This window comes from Paenibacillus sp. NFR01 (genome assembly GCF_900111565.1).
Lineage (GTDB): Bacteria > Bacillota > Bacilli > Paenibacillales > Paenibacillaceae > Paenibacillus_AQ.
Genome location: NZ_FOIK01000006.1, coordinates 72257 through 87825, shown reverse-complemented (window position 1 = coordinate 87825; position 15569 = coordinate 72257). Strand labels below are relative to the sequence as shown.

11 protein-coding genes are annotated in these 15569 nt (G+C 58.5%); 10 read left to right on the top strand and 1 reads right to left on the bottom strand.

Translation table 11 applies throughout. The features are described 5' to 3' along the window. The first annotated feature begins 2 nt into the window (after positions 1 to 2). Together BMW84_RS20935 and BMW84_RS20930 are read left to right on the top strand one after the other, a co-directional pair. Positions 3 to 1616: an FAD-dependent oxidoreductase gene (locus BMW84_RS20935; RefSeq protein WP_091071722.1), complete on the top strand. Its 1614-nt coding sequence runs from the start codon at positions 3 to 5 to the stop codon at positions 1614 to 1616. After that, on the top strand, positions 1613 to 1957 hold the full coding sequence (locus BMW84_RS20930; RefSeq protein ID WP_091071720.1) for a 4Fe-4S binding protein: 345 nt from the start codon (positions 1613 to 1615) through the stop codon (positions 1955 to 1957). The genes BMW84_RS20935 and BMW84_RS20930 overlap by 4 nt, the downstream gene beginning before the upstream one ends. Positions 1958 to 2101: 144 nt before the next feature. Here BMW84_RS20930 and BMW84_RS20925 read toward each other — a convergent pair whose 3' ends face one another. After that, positions 2102 to 2647: a glutathione peroxidase gene (locus BMW84_RS20925; RefSeq protein ID WP_091071719.1), complete on the bottom strand. Its 546-nt coding sequence runs from the start codon at positions 2645 to 2647 to the stop codon at positions 2102 to 2104. 199 nt (positions 2648 to 2846) lie between these two features. Here BMW84_RS20925 and BMW84_RS20920 point away from each other — a divergent pair, with 199 nt between their 5' ends. From BMW84_RS20920 to BMW84_RS20885, 8 genes are all read left to right on the top strand, one after another. Beyond that, a complete protein-coding gene (locus BMW84_RS20920; RefSeq protein ID WP_091071717.1) occupies positions 2847 to 5102 on the top strand; it encodes a PAS domain-containing hybrid sensor histidine kinase/response regulator in 2256 nt (751 codons plus the stop codon). 1010 nt (positions 5103 to 6112) lie between these two features. Beyond that, on the top strand, positions 6113 to 7189 hold the full coding sequence (locus BMW84_RS20915) for a bifunctional 3-deoxy-7-phosphoheptulonate synthase/chorismate mutase (RefSeq protein WP_091071716.1): 1077 nt from the start codon (positions 6113 to 6115) through the stop codon (positions 7187 to 7189). A 398-nt stretch (positions 7190 to 7587) separates the two neighbouring features. Then, positions 7588 to 9540: a WD40/YVTN/BNR-like repeat-containing protein gene (locus tag BMW84_RS20910; RefSeq protein ID WP_091071714.1), complete on the top strand. Its 1953-nt coding sequence runs from the start codon at positions 7588 to 7590 to the stop codon at positions 9538 to 9540. Positions 9541 to 9924: 384 nt separating this feature from the next. Beyond that, complete coding sequence (locus BMW84_RS20905; protein ID WP_175498953.1) at positions 9925 to 10890, top strand: DUF4432 family protein; 966 nt, start codon at positions 9925 to 9927, stop codon at positions 10888 to 10890. Next, positions 10887 to 11939 (top strand): Gfo/Idh/MocA family protein, encoded by a 1053-nt coding sequence (locus BMW84_RS20900; RefSeq protein WP_091071711.1) that lies wholly within the window; start codon positions 10887 to 10889, stop codon positions 11937 to 11939. Before BMW84_RS20905 ends, BMW84_RS20900 begins: the two co-directional genes overlap by 4 nt. 125 nt (positions 11940 to 12064) lie before the next feature. Further along, a complete protein-coding gene (locus BMW84_RS20895; RefSeq protein ID WP_091071709.1) occupies positions 12065 to 12895 on the top strand; it encodes a prohibitin family protein in 831 nt (276 codons plus the stop codon). A gap of 309 nt (positions 12896 to 13204) precedes the next feature. Next, complete coding sequence (gene deoC, locus BMW84_RS20890) at positions 13205 to 13882, top strand: deoxyribose-phosphate aldolase (protein WP_091071708.1); 678 nt, start codon at positions 13205 to 13207, stop codon at positions 13880 to 13882. 372 nt (positions 13883 to 14254) lie between these two features. Beyond that, positions 14255 to 15550 (top strand): homocysteine synthase, encoded by a 1296-nt coding sequence (locus tag BMW84_RS20885; RefSeq protein ID WP_091071706.1) that lies wholly within the window; start codon positions 14255 to 14257, stop codon positions 15548 to 15550. Positions 15551 to 15569 lie beyond the last annotated feature (19 nt).

Sequence of the window (15569 nt, the reverse complement as noted above, 5' to 3'; positions counted from 1 at the left end):
ACATGCCGCGGGAGAAAGAGCAATCGGCGACGACAACGGATGTGCTGGTGCTGGGAGGCGGCCCGGCGGGCGCATGGGCGGCATGGAGCGCGGCCCTGCAAGGCGCGAAGGTGATTTTGGCCGACAAAGGGTATTTGGGCACGAGCGGGGCGACCGCGCCGGGCGGCACGACGCTGCTCGTCATTCCGCCGGTGGCGGAGCTGCGGGAGCAAGCGGTGCAGGAGCGCCTGAAGGCGGGCGGCTATCTCTCCGAGAACTGCTGGATTCACCGCGTGCTGGATCAGGTGGAGCATAACCTGGCGCGGATTGCCGATTGGGGATACTACTTCCCGGAGGACGAAGACGGCAAGCCGCTGCGGACGCATCTGCACGGTCCCGAATACATGAAGCTGATGCGCGGCGTCGTGCGCAAGGCGGGGGTAAAGATTCTGGATCAGTCGCCTGCGCTGGAGCTGCTGCACGACGAGCATGGCGTCGGCGGTGCGAGAGGCATCAACCGGCTGACCGGCGAAGCCTGGGAGGTCCGGGCGAATGCGGTGATCATTGCCACGGGCGGCTGCGCCTTTCTCAGCAAGGGCCTCGGCTGCAATGTGCTGACCGGCGAAGGGCTGCTGATGTCGGCGGAAGCCGGCGCGGAGCTGTCCGGCATGGAGTTCAGCCGACAGTATGCACCGAGCTTCGCAGAAGGCACGGTGACCCGCGGCCGGATGCTGGCCTGGGCCACGCTGTACGACGCGGCAGGCCAGCCGCTGCACCGCGGCGACCGTACCTTCGGCAGCATTCCCGAGCTGATGCTTACGGGGCCGGTCTACGCTTGCCTGGACCTGGCCGATACGCCGGAGAAGCGGGCCTTCCTTCGGAGTGCCCACCCGATCTTCTTCATGCCGCTGGAGCGGGCGGGAATCGATCCGTTTACGGAGAAATTCCCGCTCACGCTCCGCTATGAAGGCACGATGCGCGGCACGGGCGGCCTGCGCCTTACCGGGGACGCCTGCGAGACGACGGTCCCCGGCCTGTACGCCGCGGGCGACGCCGCCTCCCGCGAGAAGGTGACCGGCGCCATCTCCGGCGGCGGCGCCTATAACGCTTCCTGGGCGATGTGCAGCGGAACCTGGGCGGGCGAAGGCGCCGCCCGCTACGCCCTGGCCCAGGGACGCGCAGCGGAGAGCCGGCGGCTGCGCCCCGCCGGCCGTTACGGGCTTGCGGCGGGCGAGGACGCGCCGCATACGCTGGAGGCCGCGGCGCTGACCGCCGCGGTCCAGCGGGAGATCCTGCCGCTGCGGATCAATTATTTCCGCAGCGAGCCCGTCGTCGCCGCGGCGCTGCAGCGGCTCGATGGGCTGATGCCCGAGCTGGGCGGCCGGATTCCGGCCTCGGTGCAGGGCATCGTGAAGGCGCGGGAGGCGGCGGCCATGCTCGCCGCCGCCCGCTGGATTTACACCGCCGCGCTGGCCCGCAAGGAGAGCCGCGGTCTGCAGCGGCTGGCCGAATATCCGCGGCTCGATCCGGCCCAGACCCACCGGCTGATCCTGTCCGGCATCGGACGGATTGCACTGTCGGCCGAAGCGGTGCCACATGCCCGTGAGCTGCGGCATACGGAGGGGGTAGCGCTATGATCGAGCTGGTCAGCAAGGACCGCTGCGTCGGCTGCGGGCTGTGCGTCAAGGTCTGCCCGACGAATGTCTTCGCCATGGAAGAGAAGCTCGCGGTCATCGCCCGGCAGGAGGACTGCCAAACCTGCTTTATGTGCGAAGCGTATTGTCCGGTAGATGCCCTGTACGTTGCGCCGCAAGGCGATGCAAGCGTGGAAGTCGACGAAGCGGAGCTGGCCGCTTCCGGCCTGCTGGGAAGCTGGCGGACGGAGATCGGCTGGGGGCCGCGCGCCGCGGGCACGATGGCGGAGCGGGACACGACGCCGTTCTTCGAACGGTTTACGGCAGCGCATCGCGGCCCATAAGCGCGGGCACCAAAACGCATTTTTATGCACTAAAAGAGGATATCCCGGGGAAGCTGAGCTTCCGGCGGGATATCCTCTTTTTCACGTTACGGGGAAAGCTTCATGGTCTTAACGGTTAACGGAAGCTCCCGGCGGTTCTTGGAGTTACAGCAGCCCGGCAATTGCGGACTCCATCTCCAACGGTTCGACGGATGACTCAAAACGCTTCACGACGTTCCCTTGGCGGTCGATCAGAAATTTAGTGAAATTCCATTTGATCTCGTCGTTCGCCAGGGCCGCCGGATCTTGCTCGGACAGCATCGTATGCAGCAGCCGGCCGCTGGAATTTTCGGTATCGAAGCCTTCAAAACCCGCTTCCCGGGTCAGATAAGCGAACAGCGGATGTTTGTCCGCGCCTTTGACTTCGATTTTTTCAAACAGCGGGAACGATACGCCATAGTTGATTTGGCAAAATACATTCACTTCCTCGTTCGTTTCCAGCTCCTGTCCGCCGAACTGGTTGGAGGGGAACCCGAGAATCGTAAATCCCTGATCCTTATACTGCTCGTAGAGTTTTTGCAGCTCGCCGTATTGATGGGCGAACCCGCATTTGCTCGCCGTGTTGACGATCAGCAGCACCTGGCCCTTGTAATATTCGAGCGAAGTTTCCTTGCCGCGGATGGTATTGGCCGAAAAATCGTAAATAGACATAAGCGCGATTCATCCCTTTCAGGTTATGTAGTATAAAATTGATAACAATTAAATTGTAAGCAACCAAAAGGCACGATGTCAAATCTCCCATAATGCGGCAGTTTTTTAGGCCGTCTTTCCTATTTGACTTTCGGAGAAATATGCAAGATATTAATAATAAAGATTTGAAGAAATTACTCCACAATGGGCGGTGGATCATATGTTAAGACATCAGGCAGAGCTGGATCTTCGGCTGGGACAAGGTTACCGCATGGGAGTTGCCGGAGCGGCGATTTTGTCCACGGACGGAAAATGGGACAACGTAAGCCCGGAAGTCGCTTTGTTGCTGGGCGCTTCCGAAGAACAACTGCGGGGCTGTGCGTTTACGGATTCGCTTCAGCGGGAGTCCGCGGGGATGTACAATGAAATGATTGGGACTTTGAATGCAGGAGCGAAGTCCTTTTATAAATTGCGGCTGGAGATGGTCAAGGCCTCGGGCGCTGCCGTTCCGGTGCTGCTTGACATCACGCGGATCCATGACCGGGCTGAAAGCGGGGCTTCGCAGTACATACTGCATGTTACCGAGATTGCCGAGGATACGGTAGAAGCTGCTCCGAAATCCGCCAACGATGCGCTTTATCCGCTGATTGCCCGGAATATTAAGGATATTGTCTATTATGCCACGATGGACAACCACTGCCTGTACTGTTCCCCGTCGATCGAGGAGGTGCTCGGCTACGAGCCGGAGCTGCTGGTCGGGCGCGATATTCGCGGGCTGATTCATCCGGAGGATTTGAACAGCGCCGATTTTCCTCATGGCGAAGAACTGCACAATCTGGAGCTGCGGATTCTTCATGCGGACGGACATTATTTATGGATTGAGTTTACCCTGCGCCTGGTGGAGGATGGCGGACAGCGGAATGTGCTTGCCGTGGGCCGCGACATTACCGGGCGCAAAGCGATGGAACGCAAGCTTCAGGAGACAATCGAACGGTACACTTCGCTTAAAAAATACAATCACGACGCGATCATCTCCCTAGATCTGCAGGGAAACATCATTAACGGCAACGAGCAGGCCTGCCAGCTGACCGGCTATACGATTCCCGAGCTGGCGGGGATGAACGTGCGGCGCATCATGAATGTTCGGTCCGACTCGGGCGGCGAATTCCGGATCGATGATTATCATTCCAAAGAACCGAACGGCACCCATATCCGCCATAAAGACGGGCATGAGGTCGAGGTCCTGACGTCGATTGCGCCGATTATCATCAACAATACAACCGTCGGTTCGTACATCATCGCCAAGGATATTACCGAGCAGAAAAAGCTCCTGATCGCCAAGGAAACGGCGGAGAGCACCAACCGGGCCAAAAGCGAGTTTCTGGCCATGATGAGCCACGAAATCCGCACGCCGATGAACGGGGTCATCGGGATGACCGATCTGCTGCTGGAGACGACCGAGCCCGGTTCGGTGCAGCATGAGTATCTGGACATTATCCGGCAGAGCGGCGACACGCTGCTGAGCATCATCAATGACATTCTGGATTTCTCGAAAAATGAAGCGGGCAAAACCGCGCTGCACGAAGATCCCTTCGCGGTGAAGGAGTGCATCGCGTCTTCGCTCGAGCTGCTACAGCCGAAAGCGGAGGCCAAAGGGCTGAAGCTGGAGGTGGTCTACGATTCCGGCGTTCCGGAAAAGCTGATCGGCGACGGCGACCGGCTCAAGCAGATCATGTTCAACCTGGTCGGCAATGCCGTGAAGTTTACGAATACCGGCGGCATCTCCGTTCATATCCGCGTCGGCGAGCGCTGCAGCGGCCGGGTGACGCTGCAGGTGTCGGTGGCCGACACCGGCATCGGTATTCCCGAGGCGTCCCGCAGCCGGTTGTTCGAGCCGTTTTTTCAGCTCGACCATTTCATGAGCCGGCGCCATGAAGGCACCGGGCTTGGACTCGCGATCACCAAGCAGCTGGTGGAGCTGATGGGCGGCAGCATTGTGCTGGATTCCAACGTGGATGTCGGTTCCACCTTTATATTCACCGTCGTGCTGAAAGAGGAGCAGGAGGCGGCGGACGACGCCGGCGCCTCGCAGCCGCAGCACCCGCCCCGCCGGGCGCTGCGCATTCTCGTCGCCGAGGACAACGAGATTAACCAGATCGTTCTGCGCAAAATTCTGGAGAAACGCGGCTATACCGTCGATGTCGCCGCGGACGGCCGGCAAGTACTGGCGCTTTTGGACCGCGCCGCGTACGACATGATCTTTATGGATGTGCAGATGCCCGAGCTGAACGGGCTGGAGACGACACGGCTGATTCACGACAAGCTGTCGCCCGATCGCCGGCCGGTCATTGTGGCCGTGACGGCGAATGCGCTGAAGGGCGACCGCGAGCTCTGCCTCGGTGCGGGGATGGATGAATACATCAGCAAACCGCTGCGCAGCGAAGCGATTACGAACGTAATCGCGAAGTTTTTTTAGCGGGGGAACAGGCTCTCAGCGGCTCTTGCCAACCGGCCGGCCTGGTAGCTGTTGCGGATAGGATTATGCAGCGCTGGGGTCAAGGTAACTTCTTATACCTAATCTCTTTTTCGCTACTTCAACTCGGCAGCGAGCCTGCTCTACTCTTTACGGACACAGGAGCCGCTGTTTGGCGAAAAATGCCCGGATTATCGGACATGAGAGACGTTATTTACAGAGATATGGCCTCATACCCTTGAATATGGAGGAAATAACGGCGCTCATGTCCGTTAGAACGGTTAAACACATGTTTTTGAACAAATAACGGCGCTGAGGTCCGTTAAGTAGTATGCTGTCTTTTTATTGGCCAGGCCAAGGGCTTGGGAACGCTTCACTCACTGACCGGTATCCTTCGGAATGACATCCTTCCCCAAACGGTTTGTGCACAAATCTTATGCGGAGCGGCAATTGCCGCCCCCTTGTGAAGGAGAACAATCTTTGTGAGGCGCGTCATCTGTCGTCCCTGATGAAGGAGAACTATTTTGAACGGGTGCGGGAACCGTATAACGAACCATCTTTACATCTTTGCTTTAACGCGGTGTCGCGAAATCTTGCGGCGAAGTCTCTTTTTCATTAGAATAAGCAGCAACCGCTGGCGGAATCCCGCAGCTGTATATGGATTGAATGACAATGACGAAGAGAGTAAGCGCTGAAATCGGACCTTAACAGGGAAGGGTTGCCGGAGACTGAGAGCACCCACATGAGAAGATTGGCGCTGAAGTTCACTTCCGAGTCGGCCCCTGAAGTCTCTGCTGCAGAAGAGATGCGTAGGGAGGCCCGCGCCCCGCGTTACCGGGTCAAGACAGAAGCCGCTAGGCGTGAGATGGGAGATGTTCCTGCCGCGCCGCTTATGAAGCGACTTCTAAATTAGGGTGGTACCACGGCTCCTCGTCCCTTGCGGATGAGGGGCCTTTTTGCGTCTGGATAGATGGGTGGATTCATTAAAAACTTGTGAAAAGGAGTGGAAGGTAATGGTTAACGTGGAATTGGATTCGCTGAGAGGGCGGCTGGATGAGATCAATGCGCAGCTGCTGGAACTCATCTCGGAACGTGCAGAGGTTGTGCAACAGATTGGAGCGGTAAAGGAAAAGCAGGGTGTGCCCAAATTTGACCCGGAACGGGAAAAACAAATGCTGGAGAAGCTGGTAGCCAGCAATAAAGGGCCTTTCACAAGCGGTACGATCCGCACCCTTTTCAAACAGATTTTCTCCGCATCGCTTGACCTGCAGTCCGCTGAACATAAGAAAAGCCTGCTCGTCAGCCGCAAAAGCCAAAAGGACGATACAGTCATTGTCCTTCCTGGCGACATCGCCATCGGCGGCGGTGCTTCGGTAATGGTAGCAGGGCCGTGCTCGGTCGAAAGCGAGCTGCAGACCCGCACTGTGGCAGCGGCGCTGGCGAAGGCCGGTATCAAGGTGATGCGCGGCGGTGCTTTCAAACCGCGGACCTCGCCTTATGATTTTCAAGGTCTCGGCATGGACGGCCTGCGCATCCTGCGTGAAGCGGCCGATGAATACGGCCTCTTGACGATCAGCGAGATCGTTGACCCGGCGCATTTGGAACCGGCGCTCGACTACGTCGACATCATCCAGATCGGCGCCCGCAACATGCAGAATTTCGAGCTGCTGAAGGCGGCCGGCGAACTGAACAAACCGGTGCTCCTGAAGCGCGGCCTGGCGGCAACGATGGAAGAATTCCTGCATGCGGCGGAATACATCATGTCGCGCGGCAACACTCAAGTCATGCTGATCGAACGCGGTATCCGCACCTACGAAAAATGGACCCGCAACACGCTCGACATTTCGGCCGTGCCGATCCTGAAACAGGAGAGCCATCTGCCGGTACTGGTCGACGTCACGCATTCCACCGGCCGCAAAGACATCCTTGTCCCTTGTGCCAAAGCGGCGCTCGCCGCCGGAGCCGACGGCATCATGGTCGAGGTGCATCCCGACCCGGCGACGGCCTTGTCCGATGCGGCGCAGCAGCTGAACATTGACGAGTTCAACCAATTCTTCAATGACGTGAAGGCTTCGGGCCTGTACAAGTAAGCGGGGAAACCGCTCAGCTAGCGCGGAGATGCCTGCTTCAGGTGACAGGGCTATGCAGTAGCATCTTGGAGGGTGGCCTCCACCGAATACATCTACTATATTAAACAGACGCAGGATGCTTCCGTCAGCCGGTTTATGGCGAAGGGGCATCCTGCGTTTTTTCTATAACAAGCATGAGCTAACCGGAGGTATCAGCCGGAATGGAGGCGAGCACGGTTCAACACGCAGGATATGGAACGGCAGAGAGGGGATATAAGCAGCCGGCCTTTACATATTTCTTGCAGTTAAGACAAGATTTTAACCTTCAAGCGTCGGGAACGTCATCCCCGGGCTGCCCGCTCTGCTTATACTGTTGATTAGCGATAACCATAGCGAGTGAAAAAAGGGGAATGGACGCGATGAAATCGACAGCTTTGAAAATAATGGTCCTGCTGGCGGCGCTCCTGGTTCTGGTGCTCGCCTGCCGCGAGCTCCCCGGCATGGAGCGCCGGCTAGAGGGTGGGCCGCCACCGCCGGCGGGCGGCCTTGTAACCCCTGCGGGCGCGTCCCCGCCCGCAGTCGGCGCCGCGGCGCCCCGGCCCTCCGCAAGCAGCGGGCCGGTGGCCGCGGCCACACCGGCTGCCGGCACGGCCGGGCAGCCGCAGCCGATCCGCAGCGTGACCGCGCTGCGGATGATTGGCCCCGCCGCCGGCTGGGTCGGCGGCGAGGGCTGGATCGCCCGCACCGGCAACGGCGGCTCGGAGTGGACCTTGCAGTACACCGGCAGCGGCACGGTGTCTGCGATATACGCCCTGGACGGCGAGCGCGCCTGGGCGGTGATCAACGGCTTCGTCAGCGCGGAAAAGATTCTCCGCACCACGGACGGCGGCGCCCGCTGGGAGGAAGCCGGCGCCGCGCCGAACGGCGGGTACCTGCATTTTACAACGCCGGATACCGGCTTCAGCGGCAATGCCATGACCACGGACGGCGGCGCAACCTGGTCCGGTTTGCCGGCGCCGGAGCACCTGGTCGGCGATGTTTATTATGCCGACCGGAAGCACGGCTGGGCAGTAACGGCGCATACCGCCGACGGGGCGGCGGCACCGGATGCCTTTGCGATCGTGCGGACCACGGATGGGGGTCTTACCTGGAAGAACGTGATGCAGCGCAAGACCTTAACGCTGACCGGCGCGGTCATCCGCTCGGCGGGAGCAAACGATGCCTGGATCGAGTGCATCGGAGAATCAGGGATGAACCAGACAGCGTACTCCCTGTTCCATACGGAGGATGGGGGCGCAACCTGGCGGACGGTGCTGGATCACAGTACAGCCGGCGCGGGGGCGGCCCCGGGGTTCAAAAACGGCGAAGATCGCGGAATTCCTTCCGGACCTGGAGCAGGTCCGGGGATGTTGTTTGCGCTGAATGAAAAAGCGGCCTATATGACCGGCTATTGCGCGCCTTGCGACAATGCGGTCAGCGTGGGCTGGACGACGGACGGCGGAGCGGGCTGGAGCGAGTCGGCGCAGACGCTGCCGGGGTACCTGCCATCGCAGCTGACGATGCGCGATATGCGGCATGGCTGGTTAGCGACCGGCAGTACCGATACGCCGGCGACGCTTTACTCCACCGATGACGGCGGGAAGCAGTGGAAGCGGATTTTCACCTTTCTTAGCGTGGATAGCGCGGGCGGAACCATACAAGGACAATCGGCGCGGCCCGGCGGAGCACAGGCGGAAGGGCTGAACCGGCTGGATTGGCAGCCGGCAGAGGTGCCGGCCGTTAAGCCTTGGGCCGGAATGCCGGCGGGCGCAGCGGTGGTATCGCAGCAGACGCTAGACCAACTGGGTGAGGTGGCAGTGACATTCTTTACGCTTGCCGGTGACGAAAACTACGTCTATGCGGATTTAAAAACACCGCAGGGGCACTTCGATCTCGGCGCTGCCGGAACGTACAATTACCGGAAGGCGGACGATCTGCATGCCGATGCGGCGCTGCTGTTCAGCGGCTGGAAGCTGAAGATTACCGGCAGCTTGGGAGCCAATGCAACGTTGAGCAATTACTACAGCATCGGCGGCACAGGGCAACCGGCCGGCGTGCTGCGGGTAGATACCGGCCATGCCGCAGAGCGGGACGTGGACCGCGATGGAGTTAACGAAGCAGTCTCCGTATACGGCCTTCCGATGACGGCATATGTGTACCGATGGCAGGGGGGACGCCCGGAACGGGCGGATGTTAACGCTGCCCTGCAAGCCGATTCCGTCATGCTGCGCGACGATATGGTGTTCGAGGCAACGGCGGGAGGGTCGAGTGAGCCGCAGGAATTCTGGCTGCTCCCGGAGGGACTGATTCCCGCAATTCTCCCGGCAGATTAAGTTCCGCAACAGAAGGCCAAAGCTGTGAATGAGCAGTGACCCGCAAATGCACACGAAATAGCGGCTTACTCGCGGGTCATTTGTGCTTATTGACGCGCCTAGCCACATGAAGCAATAAATCAGAAGGCAGGGAGGCGCAGCCGGAGAGGACAATGACTTTTTCGGCGCAAAGCCTTCGGTTTATATATTGAGCAATCAGGGAATCGTCCATCAGTTCCCGAATATCGTGGATTGCGAGGCGGACGGCACTCCTGTATTGTGAAGGCATATGGCAAGCTGGGCGACGCGCAACGCGGGACTCGCCGGAGCAGCTAAGCAAGTAATCGAATGATCCGGGACGGAGCGTCCCGGATTTCTTATGCGGATGGAGGAGCGGACATGCGGATGAGTGTATGGAGGGAATCTTGGAATCAGGGCTATTTATGTGTAACCGGAGAGAACGACCGTCTGACGGTAACGCTTGTTCCACACCGCGGCGGGAAAATCGTCTCGCTGTTCGATAAGCTTAGCGGAAAAGAGTGGATTCACCGGACAGACCGTCCATGGGACCCCCTGGAAGGGACCGCGGATTGGGGGAAAGGCGACCAGGGCGGATGGGATGAAATGTTTCCGACGATTACGCCTTCGGCTTGCCCGGACGAGGGCTGGAAGCATCTGTCTTTTCCGGATCACGGTGAAGTCTGGAACCGCCCCTGGCGGCATGTCCTGGAGGGTGAGCAGCTGCAACTGGAGATCGACGGCGTGGATTATCCATATACGCTGCGAAAAACCATTTCGCTCGGCGACAACGTGCTGAAGTTCCGTTACGAGCTGGAGAACCGGGCGGAGACGGCCTTTTCGTATCTTTGGGCCGCCCATCCGCTTCTTCGGGTCAAGCCGGGCATGAAGCTGAATGTCTCTCCGGCAGAAGGGGAGATCCAGTTAACCTATTCCCATCGTGGGCGGCTAGGGAGTCAACATGACTACGCCCGCTATCCGATCGCCCAAGCAAAAGACGGAGCCGCCGTGGACCTTTCCACGCTGGAGATGGCGTCCGGCGGTCATGCCGAGAAATATTATTTTACCAAGCCACTGGCGGAAGGGTATGCCGGTATTGGCGATCCGGCTTCCGGGGAGGGGCTTGTCTTCCGCTTTGATCCGAATGACGTTCCCTATTTGGCGGTATGGGCGCATTACGGCGCGTTCGGGGATTATACCTTTGCCATCGAGCCGGCTACCGGCTATCTGGACAGCGTGCAGGAGGCATTCAACCGGGGAAAAGTGAAACGGGTAGCCGGCTATGGGAAAGCCCATTGGCAGCTTGAAGTAGAAGTGGAAGCGAAGGCGCTTCCGGATGGAGGTGCGCGGTGAACAAGCCCGCACGTTTCGGTCTGATCGGCCTGGGCTGGCGCGGGGAGATGTATTTGCGGTTGGCCCGGCAGCTGCCGCAATGGTTTGAGCCGGCCGGCATCGCCGTGCGTGATCCGGACAAATACCGCGCAGCCGCCGCAGAGTGGGGGCTGCCGCTGTTCCGCACGCCGCGGGAGCTGGCCCGCGAATGCGACTTCCTCGTCGCTGCAGTCAGCAAGTCGTCGGCGCCGGATCTGCTGGCACAGCTGGCCGCAAGCGGCATCCCCGTGCTGGCGGAAACGCCGCCGGCAACCGACGAGGCCGGCCTGCGGCAGATGGCCGCTCTTGCGGCGCTGCACCCGCGTATCCAGGTGGCTGAGCAGTATCCGCTGCAGCCGCATCATGCCGCCCGAACCGCCTTGATCGCCTCGGGCACAGTAGGCGAGGTTCGGCATGTGCAGGTATCGGCGGGCCACGGCTACCATGGCATCGCACTGATCCGGCGCTGGCTGGGAGTGGCGGATGAACGCTGCCGCATCGTCGCCCAGCGGTTCGAGCATCCGGTGCTGGAGGTTCCCGTCCGGGGCCGGAGCGTCACGGATAAGGTGGAGACGGAGCTCCAGGATATTGCATTATTGTCGTTTGAGGGCGGGCAAAGCGCCGTCTTCGATTTCACCCGTTCGCAATATTTCTCGCCCCTGCGGCAAAACCGGATTCTGATCCGCGGTTCGCACGGGGAGATTCGCGACAACGAAGTGACCCGCAGTCTCGGCGGCGGGGCTTTCGAGGCCTTGACCATTCGCAGAATCCAGGATGGCATGGAAGGAAGCCTGGCACCGGCATCGCTCCGCGAGCTGCGGGCAGGCGGCAAACATCTGTATAAGAACCTGTTTTATCCGGCACCTCTATCCGACGAAGAACTCGCCATGGCCGAAGCGCTGCGAGCCATGGGCGAATACATGCAGACCGGCAAGAGCTTCTATTCCCTGAAGGAAGCGCTGGACGACCTGCGCCTGTCGCTGGCCATGGATTCGGCTATCGCATCAGGGAGTACGGTAGTTTCAATGTAGCGCCGCTTCCGCCATTTTTCCAAACGGATTACAGCTGCTGCAAAAATGTTGCGACCATCTCCCCGTGCCAGCCGTATAGAGAGCTAAACCTATCGCTTGAACTATCACTGGGGAGGCTCAATAACATGGAAGTGAATCCGCAAGTCAACCGGATGCGTCCGGGAAAAATCGTTACAATCGCAGCTATTTTGCTCATTGTCGTGCTGGTCGCCTTCAATTCATTCGCTAGCGTGCAGTACGGACATATCGGCCTATACAAAACCTTCGGCAAGCTGAACAACAACATGCTGTCGCCGGGCATTCATCTGAAAATTCCGTTCATCCAAACGGTCATCCAGGTCAACACGCAGGTTACCAAGGCGGAGACCGATACGTCGGCGTCCTCCAAGGACTTGCAGCCCGTTTCGACCCATGTGGCCGTGAACTATTCGGTTAATAAAGATTCGGCGTACAATCTGATGAACAATATCGGCGGCAATTTCGATTCCATTATCATCAATCCGGCGATTCAAGAGATCGTCAAGGAAGTAACGGCGAAATATCCGGCGGAGGATCTCATTACCCGGCGGGACGTGGTTGCTGGCGAAATCAGCGATCTGCTTACCAAGCGGCTGGCCAAATACGACCTGATCGTCAATGACATCAACATCGTCAATTTCAAATTCTCCGATGCGTTCGACCAGTCGATCGAAGCGAAGCAAGTGGCCCAGCAGCAGGCGCTCAAAGCGGAAAATGACCTGCGCCGCGTAGAAATCGAAGCGAAACAGAAGGTCGCCCAAGCTCAGGCGGAAGCCGAGTCGCTGCGTCTGAAGAAACAGGAAGTGACCCCGGAGCTGGTGCAGCTGAAACAAATCGAGGTTCAGGAGAAGGCGCTGGAAAAATGGAACGGCGTGCTGCCATCCGTGACCGGCGGCGCGACGCCGTTTATCGACATCGATTCGCTGAGCAAGAAGTAAAATGAAAGGTCTTTTCGTAAAGAAAGGCTGGCTCCCGGAGGGAGTCGGCCTTTTTTATATACGAGGCAGGTGGTATGGAGGTCTACGCTTCAATGATTCGTAGTTTTCCAGCTTGGTGGAGCGGGCGACGCGGCTGAGCTGCATTTTCAGCCCAGGGCTTTTTTCAATAATGAAGACAACGTTCCGGGCAGCGGTCGAGCCGCAAACAGGCGGAGGATGGCCGGGCTGCGCTCCATTGCTTTCCAAAGCGTTCCCGTATTGGTATGATTACATGGTACGAGAACACCACAATCTTGGAGGAATTAAACCATGAGTGAAAACAACATTTCCCGGATCATTGATCATACGCTGCTGAAGGCGGATGCGCGTAAAGACGATATCATCAAGCTGGCGGAAGAGGCCAAAGCCTACAAATTCGCCTCCGTCTGCGTGAACCCGGCTTGGGTCGCGGTTGCCCATGAAGTGCTGAAGGATACGCCTGAAGTGAAGGTATGTACCGTCATCGGCTTCCCGCTGGGGGCATCCACGCCGGAGACGAAAGCTTTTGAAACCTCCAATGCCATTGCGAACGGTGCAGGCGAAGTGGATATGGTCATCAACATCGGTGCGCTTAAAGACGGCGACAACGAGCTGGTAAAACGCGATATCGCGGCAGTGGTCGATGCAGCCCGGGGCAAGGCGCTCACCAAAGTCATCATTGAAACTTGCCTGTTAAGCGACGAAGAGAAGGTTCGCGCTTGCAAGCTGGCTGTGGAAGCCGGAGCGGATTTCGTGAAGACGTCGACCGGATTTTCGACCGGCGGAGCGACGAAGGAAGACATCGCCCTGATGCGTGCAACCGTAGGTCCTGAAATTGGCGTAAAAGCATCCGGCGGCGTGCGCAGCGCGGAAGATGCGAAAGTCATGGTCGAAGCCGGAGCGACACGGATCGGCACCAGCGGCGGCGTAGCCATCGCCAAAGGCGAACTGAACCAAAGCGGCTATTAATTGAAAAAGAGGTCCGTAAGGGGAAATAGCGCATGCTGTTTCCTCTTTTATACAAGCGGGAGGATGTAGGGGAACTTTTGATTTTCCGGAATTGTAGACGTAGCGGCTAACTTTAAGGGGGTTCGTGGATTCGGGCTGCTTTAGAATGAAGGCTTGTTTGTCAGACCGCCTTGCTTCGGTGAACCTCTTCGTTCTGCATTGTAAGCGTGTACATAGGGCTGTATCGGCGCGAAAGCTGCGTAAATTATTTTTCATATAAAACACAGTGGAATAATAAGAGTTTTCTCTTTCCAAATCACATGGTTTGTGAGAGAATAGGTACAATTCATTTATCCAGCATTAGCCATTTTAAAATTTCGGGGAGGAATCACCATGTCAGAAGACCGCAAGCTGTCGTTTGAAACTTTAGCCGTTCACGCCGGACAAGAAATTGATCCAACGACCTTATCACGGGCAGTTCCGCTGTATCAAACGACGTCCTATGGATTCCGCGACGCCGAGCATGCCGCTAATTTGTTCGCGCTCAAGGAATTCGGCAACATTTATACGCGCTTGATGAATCCGACGACGGATGTTTTCGAACAGCGGATTGCAGCGCTTGAAGGCGGAGCGGGTGCTCTGGCAACGGCCTCCGGTTCGGCGGCGATCTCCTTCTCGATTCTTAATATTGCGGGTGCGGGAGACGAGATCGTGTCCTCTTCCAGCCTGTACGGCGGGACATACAATCTGTTCTCACAAACTTTGCCGAAGATCGGCATCAACGTCAAATTCGTCGATTCCGATCATCCGGACAATTTCCGGGCGGCGATTACGGATAAAACCAAAGCGCTCTATGCCGAGACCATCGGCAATCCGCAAGGAAATGTGCTCGACATCGAAGCAGTGGCGGCCATTGCCCATGAGCACGGCATTCCGCTGATTGTCGACAACACGTTCCCGAGTCCGTATTTGCTGCGACCGATTGAATTCGGCGCCGACATTGTCGTACACTCGGCTACCAAGTTCATCGGCGGACACGGTACTTCGATTGGCGGCGTGATTGTGGACAGCGGCAAATTCGACTGGAAAGCGAGCGGCAGGTTCCCGGGCCTGACCGAGCCGGACCCAAGCTATCATGGCGTCGTATATACGGAGGCCGTTGGCCCGATAGCCTATATCATCAAGGCAAGAGTCCAACTGCTGCGCGACTTGGGCGCAACCATCTCGCCGTTCAACTCCTGGCTGCTGCTGCAAGGCCTTGAGACGCTGCACCTGCGGCTGGAACGCCACAGCCAGAACGCGCTGAAGGTGGCCCAGTACCTGGAGAACCACAAAGATGTGGAGTGGGTCAGCTATGCCGGCCTGCCGAGCCATCCTTCCTATGAGCTGGCCAAGAAATATTTACCGAAGGGCCAAGGCGCCATTCTGACCTTCGGTATCAAAGGCGGAGCGGCGGCAGGCGTAAAAATCATCGAGAACGTCAAGCTGTTCTCCCATCTTGCCAATGTCGGCGATTCGAAATCGCTGATCATCCATCCGGCCAGCACCACGCATCAGCAGCTTAGCGAAGCGGAGCAAATCTCCGCCGGCGTGACCCCGGAACTGCTGCGCATCTCGATTGGTACGGAAGCCATCGACGATATTTTGTATGATCTGGAGCAGGCGATCGCGGCTAGCCAGCAGGGCTAAGGGTCGCCAAGGTTTGCGG

Excerpts from the sequence above, each read along its gene's own strand:
- BMW84_RS20930 (WP_091071720.1), top strand. The coding sequence starts at position 1,613 with ATGATCGAGCTGGTCAGCAAGGACCGCTGCGTCGGCTGCGGGCTGTGC.
- BMW84_RS20935 (WP_091071722.1), top strand. The coding sequence starts at position 3 with ATGCCGCGGGAGAAAGAGCAATCGGCGACGACAACGGATGTGCTGGTG.
- BMW84_RS20915 (WP_091071716.1), top strand. The coding sequence starts at position 6,113 with ATGGTTAACGTGGAATTGGATTCGCTGAGAGGGCGGCTGGATGAGATC.
- BMW84_RS20925 (WP_091071719.1), bottom strand. The coding sequence starts at position 2,647 with ATGTCTATTTACGATTTTTCGGCCAATACCATCCGCGGCAAGGAAACT.
- BMW84_RS20910 (WP_091071714.1), top strand. The coding sequence starts at position 7,588 with ATGAAATCGACAGCTTTGAAAATAATGGTCCTGCTGGCGGCGCTCCTG.
- BMW84_RS20895 (WP_091071709.1), top strand. The coding sequence starts at position 12,065 with ATGGAAGTGAATCCGCAAGTCAACCGGATGCGTCCGGGAAAAATCGTT.
- BMW84_RS20905 (WP_175498953.1), top strand. The coding sequence starts at position 9,925 with ATGAGTGTATGGAGGGAATCTTGGAATCAGGGCTATTTATGTGTAACC.
- BMW84_RS20920 (WP_091071717.1), top strand. The coding sequence starts at position 2,847 with ATGTTAAGACATCAGGCAGAGCTGGATCTTCGGCTGGGACAAGGTTAC.
- BMW84_RS20885 (WP_091071706.1), top strand. The coding sequence starts at position 14,255 with ATGTCAGAAGACCGCAAGCTGTCGTTTGAAACTTTAGCCGTTCACGCC.
- deoC (WP_091071708.1), top strand. The coding sequence starts at position 13,205 with ATGAGTGAAAACAACATTTCCCGGATCATTGATCATACGCTGCTGAAG.